Genomic DNA, 17,087 nt, shown 5'->3' with positions numbered 1-17,087 from the left:
TATTTCTGATAAAGTATTTATTAATACAAGGCTTTGTTAATATTAAAGAATCGTTATTTATGACTGACTCAAGTGTGACCGTATTTAGTAACTTGCAAAATAAGTTAGGTGAAAGCCCGCTTTGGCACCCTTTGCTTGAAACGCTATTTTGGGTAGATATAGAAAAAAATCTCCTGCTAAGTAAGTGTTTAACAAAGCCTGACTCACTAACACAAGTTGAAATGCAAGATACGGTTTCGGCTTTAGCGTGGCTTGATAAAGCACACCTTATTATTGGCACCAGTACGGGTATATATAAATACCATATAGCTTCTGGGGTGCGCCAAACGCTCACATTTTTAGAAAATACCCAGTCCACACGGCGCTCTAACGATGGTCGGGCAGACCCTTGGGGTGGGTTTTGGCTAAGCACTATGGATACAAACGCCCGCTCAGGCGAAGGTAAGATTTACCGTTTTTATCAAAATTCGCTTAATTGCGTGGTGCAAGGTTTAACCATTCCCAACGGGTTATGTTTTGATAAAGCGCGCTCACGTGCTTATTACTGCGACTCAAAAGCCAGCTGTATTTTTACTTTAAATGTAAACCCAGACAGCGGCGAGCCTATATTACCCGCCCAAGTTTTTTATCAATTTAAAAATACCCAAGTAGACCCAGATGGCTGTGTGATTGATGCCCTTGGCAACTTATGGCTTGCGGTATGGGATATGGGCTGCGTTATGTGTTTATCGCCAGATGGGGAGGTTTTAAACACACTGTCGCTTGCTGCAACAAAACCTACAAGCGTTGCGTTTGGTGGCAATAACGCACAGTGGCTATTTGTAACTTCTGCAGATGACAGTAATGTAAAAACTAACCAGTCATTACAAGGTAATGTATTTGAAATATCAGGTATAAAAAACGGGCAGCTAGAGCCGCCCGTAATAATATAAAACGTTACGGGGCAGGGGCAACCCACATAACACCTACCTCTTTTTTAACCACTATTACTTTGGTGCCAGCACTAATGGGTTGTGTGCTTTTGAGTTGCCAGCTTATGCCTGAATATTGATGTGTTGTTATTTCTTTATCTGAAACATCTTTTGCTAATACAAAAGTAAGATCGGCGAAATCGCTATTTATTTGCTTAGAATCTACATTTTCTTGCATACGTTTCATGGGTTTCCATAAAAGTAGTGCCAAAACAGCGGTAATGATGGTATTGCTCCAAAGTGCCGCTGTAATAGTTTCGGGTAGTACTCCTGCAACCATTAACAGCCCAGAAGTTAGCAAAGACAACCCCAAGAAAAGCAGAATAATAGTAGATAGCCCTAAAACGGTGACTTCTATTATTAATGCAATAATACCTATAACCATTAAAGCTTGTGGTAAGTTTTGCGAAATTAGGTCCATATATTCTCCTAAATTAAGCTAATAGGCTTTATTGCAGCTTTTGCGTTTTATTTAATGTATTGATAATAGACATACCTTGCGCTACGAGCGAGCTAGCATCGGTGGCGTTATCGGGAAGTAAAACGACCGATGACTCTTTAGCTATGGCCTCTTTTGCAGCGATAGCCTTAGTTGCAAGGTCTAATTGGATAGCTTTTTGTCCTTGTTCTGTATCTGCTGCTGCACCTACTTCACGCAGAGCATCTGCTTGTGCTTCAGCTACCGCAATAATGGCTTTTGCTTCACCTTCTGCTCTGAGTATTTGTTCTGCTTTTTCTGCTTCTGCGGCAAGTACCTGCGCCTGCTTTTTACCCTCTGCAACATTAATATTTGCTTGTCTGTCACCTTCGGATTCTAATATTTGCGCGCGTTTTACACGCTCAGCTTTCATTTGTGCTTCCATTGCTTCCATAACTGATTGAGGCGGCACAATATCTTTTATTTCATAGCGTAAAACCTGTATACCCCATGGCTCAGCTGCTTGGTTAATAGCTGCCACAATGTTGGTATTTAATAAGTCACGTTCTTCAAATGTTTTATCTAGTTCCATTTTACCTAACTCTGAACGCATAGTTGTTTGCGATAATTGAGTAACAGCAAATACATAGTCATCCACGCCGTATGTTGCTTTGTAAGGGTCAAGTACTCGAAAGTACAATACACCGTCAACAATTAGGGAGATATTATCTTTTGTGATGGCTGACTGTGAGGGAACATCTTGAGCTTGTTCTTTCAAACTACGGTCTGCAGCGATGCGGTCTATAAATGGCACAATAAAATTGAGGCCGGCTTCTTTAGTTGATTGGTATTTTCCAAAGCGCTCTATTAACCATGCTCGGTTTTGAGGTACAAACTTAACACTACTTTTTAGAAGTACAATTACAAAAACAAGTAAAAATGCTTCAACAGTAAATACCATATTTAGTATTTGATTGATTGGATCCATTTAAAAATTCCTTATGAGAGTGGAGTTGCTGAGTTGTTGTATTGTTTATAATTTCAGCGTGTATAGACTATCACTACTTGAATTTATGCACCACAAAAACAAGCTTTTAGTGAGTGGGTTTAAATTGGCATACCTTATTACGGCCTGTTTCTTTTGCGGTATAGAGTGCTTGATCGGCTTTACTTATAAAGCACTGTGGCGTGCTATTTTTATCAGGCGTGGCTGAATAAAAACCGATACTTAATGTTAAGTACTCACTTACGGTAGAATTATTGTGTTTTATGCCTGCCGCTTTAATTGCTTGTTGAATTAAGCGGGTAAATTGTTGGCAGTCTTGCTCATTAGTTGCCGGTAAAATGACGGCAAATTCTTCACCGCCATAGCGCGCGGCTAAATCGCTTTCGCGTCGGCATCGCGACTTAAGCGCTGCTGCCACCTTAACTAAGGCTTCATCGCCTTGTTGATGGCCGTAGCTGTCGTTGTAATTTTTAAAGAAATCTATATCGCACATAATTAAGCTAACGGGCTGCTTTGCACGTGCGCAGCGTTTAATTTCGCTCTCTAGTGCTTTGTCAAAACAACGTCTATTTGCAATTGTGGTGAGGCTGTCAGTATTTACAAGGTGGTTAAGCTTTTGATTTGCGGTAATTAGCTGTTGTTGAATATGCTGAAGCTCTTGCTTGTAGTTTAAGTTTTTAAACGCATTAGCGATTATTTCACCTACTAGTTTTAACCTAATTAAGTCTAAGTCTGTCCACTCACGTTTTTGCTTTACACAATCACAACCAATAAAGCCTACTAGCTCCTTATCGTAGCGAAGGCCAATACACAGTACCGATTGAATACCTTCACGCTCAAGTTCTTGTTTTTCTTTAGTCGCTTTTACTGGGAGGCTGGCAACATCATTTACTTTAAATAAGTGTGTGGTGCCCATTAAATTAGCAAAGTAGGGGAGTGAGTTTTTTGGTATGTGCTGTAGTTGATCTTTAAATGGCTGAATACCTTGGTTAACCCATTCATGGGTGTTGCGCATTGATTTACCATCTTCAGAAAATTTAAATAAGTAGCTTCTATCGGCATGGCATACAGTGCCAATGGCTTTAAGCGCAAACTCTATATGAGTATCAATATCGTCAATTTGAATATCTATTAAGTCGGTAGAAATTTTTGAAATAATTTTATCAAAGTTATATTGCGCATCTTCGTTGTGTTCAATTATCTCAAACGTAGCAATGTATAAGTGACTATTTAGCGAGGCAAGTTTGGCGTTTAGTAATAGGCCTTGCGTTTGTTTTTGTAAAAATACGTGGCAGTTAGTATTTATAACTAAGTATTTTTCAAACAATTGATCAACAGTAAATTGTTTTTTACTTTCTGGACTACTTAGCGTGAGGTGCTTAAAGTCTGCATCTTTTAAAGTTGGCTGTGAGGGTAAATCAAATATACTCTGCGCTTGAATGTTTGCTTTATAGGCTTGTGTTTTAGCATCATAAAGTACAACGGCAAACGGAATAAGCTTTATAGTACTCCACATATCTTCGATTGGTTTTAAGCCCACTCATTGCTCCCGTTGATTTTACATACAATTTAATTGTTCCTACTATGTTATTTAGTACAACTTTAGCTATTTTGCTAAGTTTTTAGTGCGTTTAAGAGGGCTTCGTATTACAATTGCTACTGTATATCATTACCCTTTTCTACTCTAAGCCACCTGACGGCTTATTTGCATTTTAAGTATAGGTTTTTCAAGCATTTCATGACAGAAATCACTACACACCAGGCGTCTCGTCGTCGGTTACTTATCGCTTTAGCGATAACATGTTCATTTATGGTAATTCAGGTAATTGGCGCTTATTACGCTAATTCGCTTGCTGTACTTGCCGATGCAGGGCATTTATTTGTGCATAATAGCTCGCTATTTATTGCCCTTATTGCCTCAAGCTTAGCAATTCATTTTGCTAAAACCTATAACGATGGCTATCAACGCGCTGAGCTCATTGGTGGTTTAATTAATGGTTTACTGTATTTGGCGATAAGCTCCGTTATTTTATATGAAGGTGTAGAGAGAATTTCCCATCATAACGATGGCCATGATTTAGCAATAAACAGCTTTTTAATGTCGAGTATTGCCTCTGTAGGGTTTTTATTTCATGGTGCTGCGGCGTGGGTACTTTATAAAGGCCGCAAAGCAAGCATTAATGTGTACGCTGTATTTTTACATTCGTTTTTTGACATTATATCGACCATTTCTACGTTTATAGCTGGCGTACTTATTTATTTTACGGGCTGGAGCATTATTGATATTTTATCGAGCATGCTAATTGCCTCGTTTGTGTTATTTACCGGTGGTAAAGTGATCACGAGCTGTATTAAAGGGCTGTTCTTTAATAACGCTAAGTTGCCTAAAGTGAAGGATATTGAGCAGTCAATTACCGATTTAAAGCATGTGCATAACGTACATAATGTGACGGTGTCGCGCAAAGACAGCGATATTATTGTCGGCGCTCACGTGGTGTTAAAAGAGCATTGTACAATTGAAAAGCACGATGAAGCCTGCCGCTTAAAAATAGAAAAACTCCTCGCTGCGCGTTTTAATGTTAAAAGCAGCGTACTGCAAATAGAAAGCCACGAATGCCAGCATATTCATAGCTAACTTTTTATTAAAGTGTGAATATGCTCATGTGTTTCGGGGTTTTGTAATTGCTCTGCACGCATTGGTTTTGCAAAATAATAACCTTGTAAAACATGACAACCTAACCCTTCTAAAAAGGCTTTTTGTTGCTTAGTTTCAACGCCTTCGGCTATGCAATAAAGCTCTAAGTTTTGAGCCAAAGTGTAAATGGTTTTGATGATCGACTCATCACTTTTATCAATCCCAATACTATTCACAAAGCTTTGATCTATTTTAATGACATCAATAGGGAACTGGCTCAAATAAGTAAGTGATGAGTAGCCGGTGCCAAAATCATCGAGTAACAGCTTAAAACCAGCCGATTTTAACTTTTGTAGTTGCTTTGCGGCTTTTTGCTTGTCTTCTAGCAGTATGTTTTCTGTTATTTCTAGGCGCAGTTGCACTGGGCTCATTTGATGCTGTTTTAATATATTGGTCAGCTTGGTTGCTATATTCGTCCTTAAAATGTGCTTTGGCGACAAGTTAAGTGAAATATAAAACAATGGGTTGCTGGCCAATGTAGGGGCTAGCTCAGTTAGCGCGCGCTCTAAAGCTTGCTCAGTTAATGCTTCTATCAGGCCTGTTTCTTCAGCAATAGGGATAAATAATGCCGGCGAGACAAATTGGCCGTTATTTTCCCAGCGCATAAGTAACTCAACCCCATTTATTGTTTGTGCGTGCGTGTCTATTATGGGTTGGTAGTGATTAAATAATAGATTATCTTTCGCGGCGTCTTTTAAATCGTTTTCGAGGATGAGCTTTTGTTTTATTTGCTCGTTCATCGAGTCGTTAAAAAACTTAAACCCGTTTCTGCCTGCTTGCTTTGCATGCATCATGGCTACATCGGCGTTTCTGATCAGTAAATCGGTCGAGCTGGCATCAAATGGGTATAAAGCCACGCCAATACTGGCTGATATATTAATAGAAAAATCTTCGATAATGACCTTATTGGCAAGTTCTGAGCTGATACTTTTGACTATGTTATTAAGTGCGGCTATGTCTTCTACGTTATCAATAAGCACTAAAAATTCGTCACCGCTTTGGCGGCCAAGTGTGGCATTACTTGGCAACATAGCGCTCACTCTTTGGGTAATATTACACAGTAGTTGATCTCCCACTGCGTGACCAAATGTGTCGTTTACCGGTTTAAATTTGTCTAAATCTATAAATAGTAAAGCGCTTTGAGTGAGCTGCTGATGAGCTTTTTTAATCGATTTACCAATTTTTTGATGCATTAAACTGCGGTTAGGCAATTGTGTAAGGGGATCGAAGTTGGCTAAATAACGCAGCTCGTCTTCTGCCTTTTTTTGCTCGGTTAAATCCGAAATAACAATCACATAGTAACTTATGCTATGTGTATCTTTAGCGATTGCAGTGGCACTTATATGTATGGGGTGGTGCGGGTTAGTTGCAGTTTTAATAACGGCATCAGTTCGCCAATTTTGTTTTGCTGTTAAGCTTTTTAATGTGCTGGCATAGCTTTTACATTGTGTTTTACCTATCGCATTAACAAACACTTTTAAGCTAAGCGGATGTTTATGAGTTTGCGAAAAGGTTTTTATAAAACTGTTATTTGCAGAAACCGGCACCAAATTATTATCTAAAATAAGCAGCCAGTCGTTTATTTGCCCAAACGCCTCACCTAAAATGTTGGCTTGCTGCTCATTGGCACGTTGCTCTGTTATGTTGGTATATATGCCAGATACAGATACCGGTTTATTTGTTTGTTCGTCATAAATAATTTGCCCTAAATCTTGATACCACAACCAATGGCCAAGCTTATGCTTTAACCGGTAAGTTGCTTGCCAATGCTCATGCTTTTTTTGTTTGGTAAAATTTAACCAGTGCGAAATAACCCGAGGTTTGTCTTCAGGGTGAATTAAAGCTAAATAATGTTTTAATGGAATACGGTTTGGCAAATTAGTATACCCAAGCTCACTCCCTCGGTTTGTATTTACCGAATCGTCGTTGTAATGGTAATCCCAAATGCCACTTTTATTGTTACTGAGCGCAAGCTCCGTTTGTTTTTGCGAGTGTATTGTCGCTTTTTGCGCATTAGCTATGGCTAGTTGTCTGCTTCTGTATTGCCAAAACAGTAAACACAGCACAGTTATAATAATTAAAATATAAGCCGCATACGCATAAGGAGACTTCCACGGCGCGTATGCCACATTAAAATTTAACAGCGCTGGCTTTGATTCAGTCGCACTATTAAAATTATACGCGCTGGCCTTTAATTGATAATTACCTGGTGGGAGCTTTGTAAAAAATATTTTGTTTGCTTTTAAATCATCATACTCTAGCGAAGTAGGTCCTTGAAGCGTAATTTTGTAACGTGTTTCCGCGCTATTTTGAAAATCAAAATTAGAAAAGCTGACCTCCAAACCCATATCTTCATGTGTTAATTGCAATGCAGAGGTGGCAAACTGATTTGGCTGATAGTCTAAATCGCGCGACATTAATGTAATATCGGTTATTGAGGTTGCTGTTTGCGTGCTTTGCTGTAAAAACTCAGCGGGGTTAAACGAAATCGCACCATAACTGCTGCCAAACATTACAGTGTTATTTTTAAGCGTAATTGCCCCTAAAGTGCTAAATAAATTAACCGATAAACCATCTTTTACCGTAAAAACTCGCAGTCTTAACGTATCGGTATTTAAGCGGTACAAACCATTTTTACTGCTAAACCATAAATAGTCATACTCATCGCTAATAAGCGAATAAATAGACTGCGTTTTTAAGGCGTTACTTACGTTAAAGTGGTGCTTTTTTTCAAAGCTCTGCGCATCAATACCCACTAGGCCTTCGCTGGTTGTTGCTAACCATAAAATGTTATTTTTATCGGTTAACCAGTTTTCGACTGTGTGGTAATTTTGGCTGTCTTTTTTGCTGGTTTTATAAATAGTGGTAAGGGTGTTTGTTTGCTCGTTAAACCGGTAGAAGTGGGTAGTTGTACTTAATACAAATTCATTTGGGTAATCATCAAAAGGTCGATGAAAAGTATAGGCCTCTAAAGGGTTTACATGTTGTTTTAACCCGTTAATTTCGCGCGTTAAGCCTGTTTTACCATTATAAACATAAAAACTGTGATCATTATAAAAAGCGAATGTGTCGGGGGCTACCTCAGACAAACCATAAATAACCGCACCTTCAGACAGTGCGTTATTTAAATCTTTTTTAGCAACGGCTGTGCCTGTTTCTTTGTCAAATAAAATTAAATTGTAGTACCCCGTTAGCCATAAATACCGCGAAGTGGAATCTAAATGCGCTTTATTAATTGCAAAAATAGCGTATTCACCATAAACCGCTTTAGGGTCTTGCGAAGTAAGGTAGTAGGTTGTTTTGTGTTTAGCATTTACATGAGCAAGGCCATTGTCGGTGCCGTACCACATAGTTAAATCATCGTCTTGGTAAATACTGTTTATATAGTTGTTTTCGGGTAGGGTGATTTTGTTAAAGCGCCGTGTGTTTATTGACCAAGTAAGCACGCCTTGAGTGCGGGACGCCAGCCAAAACACGCCACTTGAGTCGACCATTAAATCGTTAATAGTATTTTCGGTAATATTAAATTTACTTTGATCAAAGCTAAGAATTAACTCAGTGGTGCCCTTTTCTCGGTTAAATTCGAACAAGCCATGCTCTGTGGCAATAAATTCGCCATAGGGTGTATTGCTGTAATCCCAAATATTGTAATCAGCAATCACGCTTTTAGTGCTTTTATCTGCAGCTGCTCCTGCTGAGCTATTTAAACTTAACGCGTACATGCCCTCAACGGTGCCAACTAATAATCCTAGCGCGGGGTCTACAGATAAAAACTTAACATTACTGTTATCGACTGTTTGTTTATCGGGAGTATGTAAATTAAGAGGGGTTAATGACTCTGTTTTTAGGTCGTAGCTAAATAAACCCGTTTGTGTGCCTATAAATAGCGTGTTTTTGTAATATTTTAATGCGCGCACCACGCTGTTTTCATTGCCTATAGTAAACTCTAAAGTAAGTGAATTTGTTTTAGAGTTAAGTGAATACACGTTGTTTAAAATGGCAAGGTAAAAGGTATCTTGGTGTTGGGCTATCGCTTCAATAGAAGCGAAACTAGCTGTATTACCTGCAAGATTGCCCGAAAATATATTACGAGTAGTTAACGTTTTTGGATTAACTAAATAGGCACCGGCAAGCTCAGTAGAAACAATTATATTGCCTGCATGCGTTTTAAATAGTGTAGTGATGAAGTTTTCGTTAAGGGTAAATCCGCCATCAAAAGGGGTTACCGTGTAGCCGTCAAATCGATTAAGCCCTTGCGCTGTAGCTATCCAAATATAACCTAAATCGTCTTGCAAAATTTTAGTTACGTAATTTTGGGATAAACCTTCATCGGTAGATATTCGTTGTAGTTGTTGAGCATAATTTGTGGAGGCCGATACGCTAGTAATACAAAGAAAACATACAGTGGTGAAGAGAAAAAACAAAATACTCAATCGCACTAATAAACTCGCTCTAGGGCAGGGGATATACATATAAAAGTTAAATATAGCACATTTTTTAAAATGTGGATTACAACTTATAACAACTAAATTAAAGCACTAGTTTAGTTATTTATAACCATTTAAGCTACGCTTACTAATTATAATTACTTAAAAACGGGGTGTTATGGTTAGTCACAAAAATTTATCTGCAAATAACAGCGTGTTATTAGTGATAGATATTCAAGATAAGCTTTCTCCCGCTATTAGCGAATTTTCTGATTTACTAGAGTGGGCAATAAAAATTGCCAAAGTAAGCGCCCTTTTTAAAATTCCTAGCATAGTGACTGAGCAATATCCTCAAGGGCTTGGTGGTACAAACAGGCTTTTAAAAAACACCCTTATAAACGCACAGACTGTTGAAAAAACACATTTTAGTGCGTGTAATGAGCCTGCATTTAATGCTGTGTTTACAAAGCTTACGCGTTCACAAATTATAGTAATAGGCACAGAGGCGCATGTATGTGTGTTACAAACCTGCTTAGATTTAATAGCCCAAGGATTTGAGGTGCATGTAGCGGCAGATGCTGTGGGTTCACGAAATACGATGCATAAATCGCTAGCTCTAGAGCAGTTACAACAGGCAGGGGCAATAATTACAAGCGTAGAAAGTATCATTTTTCAGTGGACAAAAAACGCAGCATTACCTGAGTTTAAAGCGGTTTTATCAATTATTAAGTAAAGTTGGCAAGCTAGGCTATATTGATAATTAAATGTGGTCGTAATTATTAGCTAATACGTACAACCCCTGATTTTGTTTAAAAAAATTTTAATAATTAAAGGTATTTATGAATAGTGTAAGTCGTTTATTCACCATAATATTCATTTTTTTGTTTGTAGAGTCTATCGCCCTAGGCTTGTACTTTGGGACACTTACACAAGCATTCATAGTCGGCCTACCTTTAAGTTTAATGCCTATATGGTTACTTAAAACTCAGAAAAATAACCCAATTACAGGTCATGTTGTTGCTGCGGCAATTATGATGTTTTCTTTTTTGCACATACAACAAGCCTTTGGGTTAATAGAAATACACTTCGAAATATTCATCTTAATGGCCATGTTGATTATGTTTGTACAGTGGCAGGTGTTTATTACGGCCATTATTTTTGTGGCCGTTCATCATTTAAGCTTTTACTTTTTACAAACACAAAACACCGGTTTTTATGTATTTGACCCTGACAGACTGGCGTTTACTACGGTGCTTATACATGCCGGTTATGCAATAGTAGAAGTGTTTGTAGCAGGCTATATTGCTAAAACACTACAACAAGAGCGCAGAGCTGGCGTGTCTTTAACCAAAGCGACCGAAGCCATTATGCAAGACCCTGAGCATATACAGCTTTCGCTTAGGGCCGATGATAAAAATAGCAATGCAGTAGCGGGCTTTAATACTTTATTGGGTTATTTATCAGATGTAATTAGACAAGTGCAAACGCAGTCTCTTTCACTGCAGCAAAATTCGCAGCAATTAATAAACGTACACGATGAGCTAGCAAGCGGGGCAGAGCAAAGAAAGCAACAAACTAATGATATAGCTGACTCTGGTGCTCAAGTTGCACAGGGTTTTAGCTTAGTTGAGCATGAAAGCGAAGTATTAAAGCAGCAAGTAGATAACATTACTCAAGCTGCCAATAGCGCCTTAAATGACGTTATGCAAACAGACACTAAAAGCACGGAGCTACTTAATTTACTTAATCATACAGAAGAGCAAATAAATCATTTAGTGGCCGCTGGCGATGTAATATCAGGGTTGTTAAATGAAATATCAGGCATTGCAGAGCAAACTAACTTACTTGCGCTTAATGCGGCCATTGAAGCCGCAAGAGCGGGTGAGCATGGCCGCGGGTTTGCAGTTGTAGCCGATGAAGTCAGAACGCTTGCTACAAGCAGTAAAGCCACGACAGATAAAATTGCTTTAACATTAAAAGATTTAGTTACAAACAGTAAAACGTCAACCCAATCTATGAGCCAGTGTGTCGATTTTGTTGTTGATTTAACGCATATCAGCACCACCATGAAAGAAAACATAAGCGCCATGAGTGAGCAAATAAAAGCTGTCAGCCAGAGTAGTCACTCTGTAGCGCAAGTTGTTGCTGAGCAAGCTGTAAACACAAAACAAATAGCCTCAAGCACAGAACAAATGCAGCAAAGCCAATATCAAGATACCAAAGTGGTAGAAAAGCTAACCGCTAAAGTACAAATGATCGACGTAAGTATTGCGGTATTAGAGCAAAGCATTGCTAAATTTAAGTAACTCATCTATTAAAACGAGTGCAGTGATTGCTCTGTGGTTAGTATTGACGGTTTCTGGTTTAGTTTATTATCAATATAATCAGTTGCGCGTTTTTGACAGTTATGGCGTGCTTGAGCAACCAGGGTGGTTTACTAAATTTAAACAACACATAGGGTTTACAGCAGCAAAGCATAATTCGTTGATTATCGTTACTGACCCTGACTGTGGCTGCAACAAGCAAGCCCAGCCCCATTTAAAACAGTTGGCTGCGTTTTCTAAAGCGCAAAATATTACGCTTATCAATATTGAGCAAACAGCCTCTTTACAAATACTGCTCCCTGCTACACCAGCTGCCGTGGTGATTAACGATAAAGGTGACTTTGTTTATGCCGGCCCACTTTCTCAAGGGCTTGGCTGCGCGCAGGGCAGTGGTTTTGTTGAAACGGTTATAAATAATCTTGTAGCTGGATTTAACAGCGAACTGTTACTTAATAAAACCAGTGGTTGTTACTGCACTGCTTAATAGCGCTATTACTGATTAGCCTTTTATAGGTATTAAAAACGCCACCTGCATAATATTAAGAATATTAGACTGGTAGGTTTGTGGCTCAAATACGAGTAAGCGCTACATATACGGTTTTAGAATACGGTTATAAACAACAAATTTTGATGAATCCTACTGTTAGTAAAATCACAGCAAGTGAAATTTAAAAGTACTTAAATATAGTTATTTCTATAATAACGCTTATTTAACTCTAGCCGCTTATTTTCCTGCTTTCTTGAAAGCGTCCTGCTCAATTACTAAATAGCATTTGAACTGTATCAATGTTTGCTCATGCTTTAACTATTAGCACATGGGTTTAGACAACTAGCAAAATTATCACTGGACTTCCCAGCTTTCACTAGACACCAGCTTATAAACTTACAAAACGGAAGTAAACTTCCGTTTCTAGGACTTCAAAGGTAGTTATCGGAAATATACTTCTGTTTTTTGAAAGCGTTAACCTAGATAGCTATATGGGCCACTTTTCGGGGTCTTATTTGAGCGATCAGCAGACGTTGAGGTTGGCTAAAAATCGTAGTTACTTGGTTGGTCAAACTGCTCTTTGCGCGTATATTCATGAAAATAAGCGACGCGCGCATATTGTTCTATTAAACTTTACTTTAAAGCTTTAAAAAACTTAGTGGTAGTAATGCTTTAGGTTATTTGTTAAAACTAAATAAAGTAGATAAATGAGCGTTAAGTCGGCACAAATATGCGCGATGAGCGCACTATTAAATTGTTAGGTGCCAAAGTATGTATGCATCATTTAAAGAAATGCCGCCTGTTTTAAAATTTTTAACGGGAATGGCAATTTTCTTTATATTTCTTTTTTTGAAAGCCACGGTTCCCGGAATGTTTGGTACTTTCACGTACAATGGTGAAGTTCTAGAATTTAATGAAATATGGAAGCGTGGTTTTGGCGTGCCGTTAATTATAATCGGTCTTTTAGTACCACTCTCTGGCGTATCGATTCTTTTAAAACAAAAATACTCTCGACATTTCTATTGCTTCGCCTTAGCTATCGCAGTTTCTATGCCAGCGGTAGAAGAAAGAGATTTTTACGCATTAGTATTTTTCTTAATTGTTCCTGTTGCCGCTGCGGTCTATCTTTTTTCATTCAATGAAGTTCGGCGGTATTATGGCACCTAACAAAAAAATTAAGTCACTCACTTCGTTCGCTGGGACGCATACACGTGGGGCGGCTTCGCCATTATGCCCCACATGCCTGCGCCCCTTATTTAAAAGTTAGAGGCACTATGAAGTTAGCAACCATTTTTCTAGCCCTATTCTTGCTATCAGGATGTGGTACAGAAGGTGTTGATATGGAAATCAGTGATGTTGATGACTGGTTTAAGGTAAATGAAACTGAAATAACTTCTATCGTTGAATTATTTAAGAGCGACAAATGTTTACGTAGAGTTGAACTCGGCTCAATGAAATATATCAGTCAAAACTGTGAAAACAGTTCGTCTCAAGAAACCAAAATAAAAGAAATACAAAGTAAGATAACAAGCCTTGGTGTTGTTCTAGCTGTTGCGCATACATTCGATGATGGAAATTTTGTTGCGAGTATATTGATAAACAGGAGAGGTATTGCAGTATCTGGTGGAGGTCTTGAAATTAGTTACTGGGAAAAATTTCCTGTTTATTTAAATGATGAACTCGAGTGTGGTGCAATTGAAGCTCTCTACAAAGAAAAGTGGTACGCAGAGATTTTAAGCTCTGAAGATCCGTGCCTCTAACAAGTCAATTCAGCGGGACAAAAAACAGTTGGTTTTGCTCCTGCGTCGCTAATTTTAACCAACTATTTTTTGCCTTTGATTGAGGCGTTATACGCAAACTAGGAATCTGTGAATATGTCAGATGTAATGGAAAAAGTAGAAGATGACATTAAGAAACATGGTTGGCATGTTCTTTCTGTTTTTAGCAAGGATGCTCCGAGCTTTTCATATTCAATAGGTTTTACTGAAACGCTTGATCATCCTGAAATCATCATATCTGGGTTGGATACCTCATTGATGCACTCGCTTATCAACGATATTGGACAGTTAATCAAGAACGGTCAACGATTTACCAATAACCAATCAAGTGAAGAAGTTATAAAAGGCTATCCGGTCAAATTTAGTAAAATTAGCGAACTCAACAAAGAGGAATACTTAAGGGCGGCTGTTAGTATTTATAGCATTGAAAAGTTTGACGCTCTTCAATGTATTTGGCCTGATAAAGAAGGTAAATTTCAAGAAGAAAGTAACACCGCTCAAGAGGTCTTATTGTGATTGCGTATAACAAAAAAATTAAGTCACTCACTTCGTTCGCTGGGACGCATACATGCGGGGCGGCTTCGCCATTATGCCCCACATGCCTGCGCCCCTTATTTAAAAGTTAGGCTATATATTTCGACCATCGTACTCCGAGGATAAACATGACTGAAAATCAGTTAAAAAAATTGAAATACTACGTGATTGCAATTACCGTATTATTCGTAGGTGGACACCTGTGGTGGGAGCATTTAAATGGTGGAATATTGAGCCATCACTTAATGCACCATTCTGATTATCCTGCAATATCAAACTGGTGGGGGCTATTAATTCTCCCATTCTTAGCGTGGCTTTCTATAGCGCGCATAGAAAAACGTACAATTTTTCAATCTGGTGATTCACCAGTAAAAGAAAAAATTTCAAGCGGAATACTTATTGGTTTTTTCGGCATGCTGATTTTAAGTTTTGTACAGTCATTCAGCTTTAGTGTCGGCTACGAAAACGTTGCAATATACTTGTCTTTAGGCTTGCTAGTAGTCGGGTTGTTCCTCCCCATATACAGATCGGAATGTATTTTTGGCTATGTATGTGGTTCAATAATTTTTACTGGCGCAATAATTCCACTTATAGGCATATTAATAATAGGAGCAATTTCATTGTTTGCTCACGCATGTATAAAACCATTCGCTTTGCGATTTATTAAAGTTGTTATGGCTCAACCGCAGTAGTTTAGCCTAACAAGAAAATTCGCAAAGAAACGTAACAGTTGGCTACGTTTCGTTTCGCTACACAATTTTAGCCAACCATTACTTAGCCTCCTATCTGTAGTCATAGCAACTGGTGTAAGTAATATGAGTTATGCTGAGGAAGTTCCGCGCAGTCAACAAGTAATTACCTCCCTTCCTGTACTCACTAGTCAGAATGCTCCAGCTCCTGCCGAAATCAAAAACATCCGCATGGAGTCTGAATTAATGGCTCGAGCATCAGCTCCGCCGCTATCTTCAATGTGGGTATATGCTGTTGGTTCAACTGATTGTGGGTGGGAGTCCACTGTTGGTATGACAACAACTGCATGTGATCATGGGGGAGAGCAGCTGCGTACTGCTGTTTTAGAAATTGGTTATGGTTATAATCATATTGCTTGGATGAACGGTGGGTTACTTCCGAGTTCCACAATGTACTCAAGTACGCCTGTTTGTGTGACTGGTAGTAATTACACATGGCCTTGTACCGCTGGGCAAACTGTCGTGGGTTTCCTCAATGAATACAATGTCGATGGTCATCAAAACGGATTATTCAAATACCAAAATACTTCGACTAATTCGCCATGGAATACTATGTCAGTCCAGATCAGTATTCTTTGATTTATTAATGATGTAGGCCAGACATTCTGGCCTTTTTATATTTCTAAATACGAATGTTAACACCAGTACTTTTGTCTTGCATGATAGACATAGCTGATTCTAACATCTTCAAAGTAGTCTCGTCATTGCGTGACAGTGCGCCTTGGATGCCATCACGCGTTTTTTGAATGAAGTTATATCGTGTTTCATCACTGTGTGCACCTGCCAGTTCGCCTCCATTTACGGGTATTTTCATAGTCATAGCCATGAAAGGCCTGCCGTCATCGAGAGACATTTCTCCATTGCGGATTTGAGTGTTGGCCCAGTCCCGCATTTCTTGCCGGGTCATACTAGTGAAATCCGCCTGTTTTGTGCTGCTGTCAGTCTTATCATTGTCTGTTTGTGCTGCTGTTAATGCAGCCGAAAATGACGTTGAGGCCTCTGTTGAAGGCTTGGTACGCTGGTTCCCATTAAAATAATGTACGTTTGCATCAACTCGCATAGGTTCTTTTCCTTAGTATGATCGTATGAGTGATATTAACTGCAAAACCTGCGCCATAATTATACACTTATAGTCTTTTGAAAACGCCTTTAAAAAGTTTATTTAAATTAAGTTGTTGAAGGTAATTCATCGTAAAGTGAAAAGCTTAATACAGAGGTGTTGGACGGCAAAGGCTTTCCGGTAACTGGAATATTTACTAATAGGCTTGGCTCATAGGCCTTAAATTATTCAGGATAAAGCCTAATAAAAGAAGGTTTTGAAATAAGCAATATTAAAGTGAAATATTGGGATCGAGATTGATACAAAGATGAGGGATATAGAAATCAATATCCATTTCAATTTTTTGATTTCTTTTAAGTGATTTGCATTTTTAAGCGATTCATTTAGCCGCTGAATATTTAGTTCAACTTCGTGTACAGTCTCCTGAGAGACGAGCGCTAAATCTTTAATACTATCAACAGAGCTTTTTAAGTTTTTCTCTGTTGCTAGTATATGAGTATCAACGCTCTTAATTTCCAGTGATTTCTTCACATATTCAGATAAAGAAATACCTTCCTTTTGCGCCTCACTACTTAAAGACTCTTTTAATTTATCGTCAATTCGGATGCTTAGAATAGCCATTCTAAAATACCTCTGAT

The 17,087-nt window shown here is 38.6% G+C and carries 16 protein-coding genes; 10 read left to right on the top strand and 6 right to left on the bottom strand.

Annotated features, from left to right (window positions below):
- Positions 1-59: 59 nt before the first annotated feature.
- Positions 60-932, top strand: coding sequence for an SMP-30/gluconolactonase/LRE family protein (locus tag MTF64_RS02505; RefSeq protein ID WP_248450403.1), 873 nt, complete (start codon positions 60-62; stop codon positions 930-932).
- Between the two features lie 4 nt (positions 933-936).
- On the opposite strand, the gene MTF64_RS02500 is transcribed toward MTF64_RS02505, so the two are convergent.
- The 3 genes from MTF64_RS02500 to MTF64_RS02490 all read right to left on the bottom strand — a co-directional run bounded on the left by MTF64_RS02500 (position 937) and on the right by MTF64_RS02490 (position 3,935).
- Positions 937-1,392, bottom strand: coding sequence for an NfeD family protein (locus MTF64_RS02500; protein ID WP_029774440.1), 456 nt, complete (start codon positions 1,390-1,392; stop codon positions 937-939).
- Positions 1,393-1,420: 28 nt separating this feature from the next.
- On the bottom strand, positions 1,421-2,377 hold the full coding sequence (locus MTF64_RS02495) for an SPFH domain-containing protein (protein WP_029774439.1): 957 nt from the start codon (positions 2,375-2,377) through the stop codon (positions 1,421-1,423).
- Positions 2,378-2,483: 106 nt separating this feature from the next.
- Positions 2,484-3,935 (bottom strand): diguanylate cyclase, encoded by a 1,452-nt coding sequence (locus MTF64_RS02490; protein ID WP_096042857.1) that lies wholly within the window; start codon positions 3,933-3,935, stop codon positions 2,484-2,486.
- A 198-nt stretch (positions 3,936-4,133) separates the two neighbouring features.
- Between MTF64_RS02490 and MTF64_RS02485 the strand changes: the two genes are divergently transcribed.
- Complete coding sequence (locus MTF64_RS02485; RefSeq protein ID WP_248450402.1) at positions 4,134-5,030, top strand: cation diffusion facilitator family transporter; 897 nt, start codon at positions 4,134-4,136, stop codon at positions 5,028-5,030.
- Here the strand turns inward: MTF64_RS02485 and MTF64_RS02480 are convergent.
- Positions 5,027-9,562 (bottom strand): EAL domain-containing protein, encoded by a 4,536-nt coding sequence (locus MTF64_RS02480; protein ID WP_167381773.1) that lies wholly within the window; start codon positions 9,560-9,562, stop codon positions 5,027-5,029. The genes MTF64_RS02485 and MTF64_RS02480 overlap by 4 nt on opposite strands.
- Before the next feature lie 133 nt (positions 9,563-9,695).
- On the opposite strand from MTF64_RS02480, the gene MTF64_RS02475 reads away from it, so the two are divergent.
- The 8 genes from MTF64_RS02475 to MTF64_RS02440 all read left to right on the top strand — a co-directional run bounded on the left by MTF64_RS02475 (position 9,696) and on the right by MTF64_RS02440 (position 15,968).
- Complete coding sequence (locus tag MTF64_RS02475; protein WP_096042859.1) at positions 9,696-10,250, top strand: hydrolase; 555 nt, start codon at positions 9,696-9,698, stop codon at positions 10,248-10,250.
- A 106-nt stretch (positions 10,251-10,356) separates the two neighbouring features.
- Entirely contained in the window at positions 10,357-11,823 is a 1,467-nt protein-coding gene (locus tag MTF64_RS02470; protein WP_248450400.1) for a methyl-accepting chemotaxis protein, read from the top strand.
- Positions 11,807-12,325 carry a DUF6436 domain-containing protein gene (locus tag MTF64_RS02465; protein ID WP_096042860.1) on the top strand — a complete coding sequence of 173 codons (519 nt, stop codon included), beginning with the start codon at positions 11,807-11,809 and terminating at the stop codon, positions 12,323-12,325. Before MTF64_RS02470 ends, MTF64_RS02465 begins: the two co-directional genes overlap by 17 nt.
- A 774-nt stretch (positions 12,326-13,099) precedes the next feature.
- The gene (locus tag MTF64_RS02460) at positions 13,100-13,495 is read left to right on the top strand and encodes a hypothetical protein (protein ID WP_096042861.1); all 396 of its coding nucleotides are present in this window, start codon (positions 13,100-13,102) and stop codon (positions 13,493-13,495) included.
- A 107-nt stretch (positions 13,496-13,602) separates the two neighbouring features.
- Positions 13,603-14,088 carry a hypothetical protein gene (locus MTF64_RS02455; RefSeq protein WP_029772839.1) on the top strand — a complete coding sequence of 162 codons (486 nt, stop codon included), beginning with the start codon at positions 13,603-13,605 and terminating at the stop codon, positions 14,086-14,088.
- 114 nt (positions 14,089-14,202) lie between these two features.
- Positions 14,203-14,622, top strand: a complete 420-nt coding sequence (locus MTF64_RS02450; protein WP_096042862.1) for a DUF4262 domain-containing protein — start codon at positions 14,203-14,205, stop codon at positions 14,620-14,622.
- A 146-nt stretch (positions 14,623-14,768) separates the two neighbouring features.
- Entirely contained in the window at positions 14,769-15,332 is a 564-nt protein-coding gene (locus tag MTF64_RS02445) for a hypothetical protein (protein WP_096042863.1), read from the top strand.
- Between the two features lie 123 nt (positions 15,333-15,455).
- Positions 15,456-15,968, top strand: coding sequence for a YolA family protein (locus tag MTF64_RS02440; RefSeq protein WP_082423038.1), 513 nt, complete (start codon positions 15,456-15,458; stop codon positions 15,966-15,968).
- A 43-nt stretch (positions 15,969-16,011) separates the two neighbouring features.
- On the opposite strand, the gene MTF64_RS02435 is transcribed toward MTF64_RS02440, so the two are convergent.
- Together MTF64_RS02435 and MTF64_RS02430 are read right to left on the bottom strand one after the other, a co-directional pair.
- Positions 16,012-16,449 (bottom strand): hypothetical protein, encoded by a 438-nt coding sequence (locus tag MTF64_RS02435; protein ID WP_013463093.1) that lies wholly within the window; start codon positions 16,447-16,449, stop codon positions 16,012-16,014.
- Between the two features lie 240 nt (positions 16,450-16,689).
- Positions 16,690-17,070 (bottom strand): hypothetical protein, encoded by a 381-nt coding sequence (locus tag MTF64_RS02430; RefSeq protein ID WP_024606317.1) that lies wholly within the window; start codon positions 17,068-17,070, stop codon positions 16,690-16,692.
- Between the last annotated feature and the right edge of the window lie 17 nt (positions 17,071-17,087).

Origin of the sequence: Pseudoalteromonas sp. 2CM41L (assembly GCF_023161905.1) — a bacterium.
Taxonomy (GTDB): domain Bacteria; phylum Pseudomonadota; class Gammaproteobacteria; order Enterobacterales; family Alteromonadaceae; genus Pseudoalteromonas; species Pseudoalteromonas atlantica.
Note: the sequence above shows the minus strand (reverse complement) of the source record. Positions and strands in the feature narration are given on the sequence as shown.

What these genes read in the sequence shown, in the direction of transcription:
- MTF64_RS02450 (WP_096042862.1), top strand. Translation starts at nt 14,203, where the DNA reads ATGTCAGATGTAATGGAAAAAGTAGAAGATGACATTAAGAAACATGGT.
- MTF64_RS02470 (WP_248450400.1), top strand. Translation starts at nt 10,357, where the DNA reads ATGAATAGTGTAAGTCGTTTATTCACCATAATATTCATTTTTTTGTTT.
- MTF64_RS02460 (WP_096042861.1), top strand. Translation starts at nt 13,100, where the DNA reads ATGTATGCATCATTTAAAGAAATGCCGCCTGTTTTAAAATTTTTAACG.
- MTF64_RS02445 (WP_096042863.1), top strand. Translation starts at nt 14,769, where the DNA reads ATGACTGAAAATCAGTTAAAAAAATTGAAATACTACGTGATTGCAATT.
- MTF64_RS02500 (WP_029774440.1), bottom strand. Translation starts at nt 1,392, where the DNA reads ATGGACCTAATTTCGCAAAACTTACCACAAGCTTTAATGGTTATAGGT.
- MTF64_RS02475 (WP_096042859.1), top strand. Translation starts at nt 9,696, where the DNA reads ATGGTTAGTCACAAAAATTTATCTGCAAATAACAGCGTGTTATTAGTG.
- MTF64_RS02480 (WP_167381773.1), bottom strand. Translation starts at nt 9,562, where the DNA reads ATGTATATCCCCTGCCCTAGAGCGAGTTTATTAGTGCGATTGAGTATT.
- MTF64_RS02435 (WP_013463093.1), bottom strand. Translation starts at nt 16,449, where the DNA reads ATGCGAGTTGATGCAAACGTACATTATTTTAATGGGAACCAGCGTACC.
- MTF64_RS02485 (WP_248450402.1), top strand. Translation starts at nt 4,134, where the DNA reads ATGACAGAAATCACTACACACCAGGCGTCTCGTCGTCGGTTACTTATC.
- MTF64_RS02440 (WP_082423038.1), top strand. Translation starts at nt 15,456, where the DNA reads ATGAGTTATGCTGAGGAAGTTCCGCGCAGTCAACAAGTAATTACCTCC.
- MTF64_RS02430 (WP_024606317.1), bottom strand. Translation starts at nt 17,070, where the DNA reads ATGGCTATTCTAAGCATCCGAATTGACGATAAATTAAAAGAGTCTTTA.
- MTF64_RS02455 (WP_029772839.1), top strand. Translation starts at nt 13,603, where the DNA reads ATGAAGTTAGCAACCATTTTTCTAGCCCTATTCTTGCTATCAGGATGT.
- MTF64_RS02505 (WP_248450403.1), top strand. Translation starts at nt 60, where the DNA reads ATGACTGACTCAAGTGTGACCGTATTTAGTAACTTGCAAAATAAGTTA.
- MTF64_RS02495 (WP_029774439.1), bottom strand. Translation starts at nt 2,377, where the DNA reads ATGGATCCAATCAATCAAATACTAAATATGGTATTTACTGTTGAAGCA.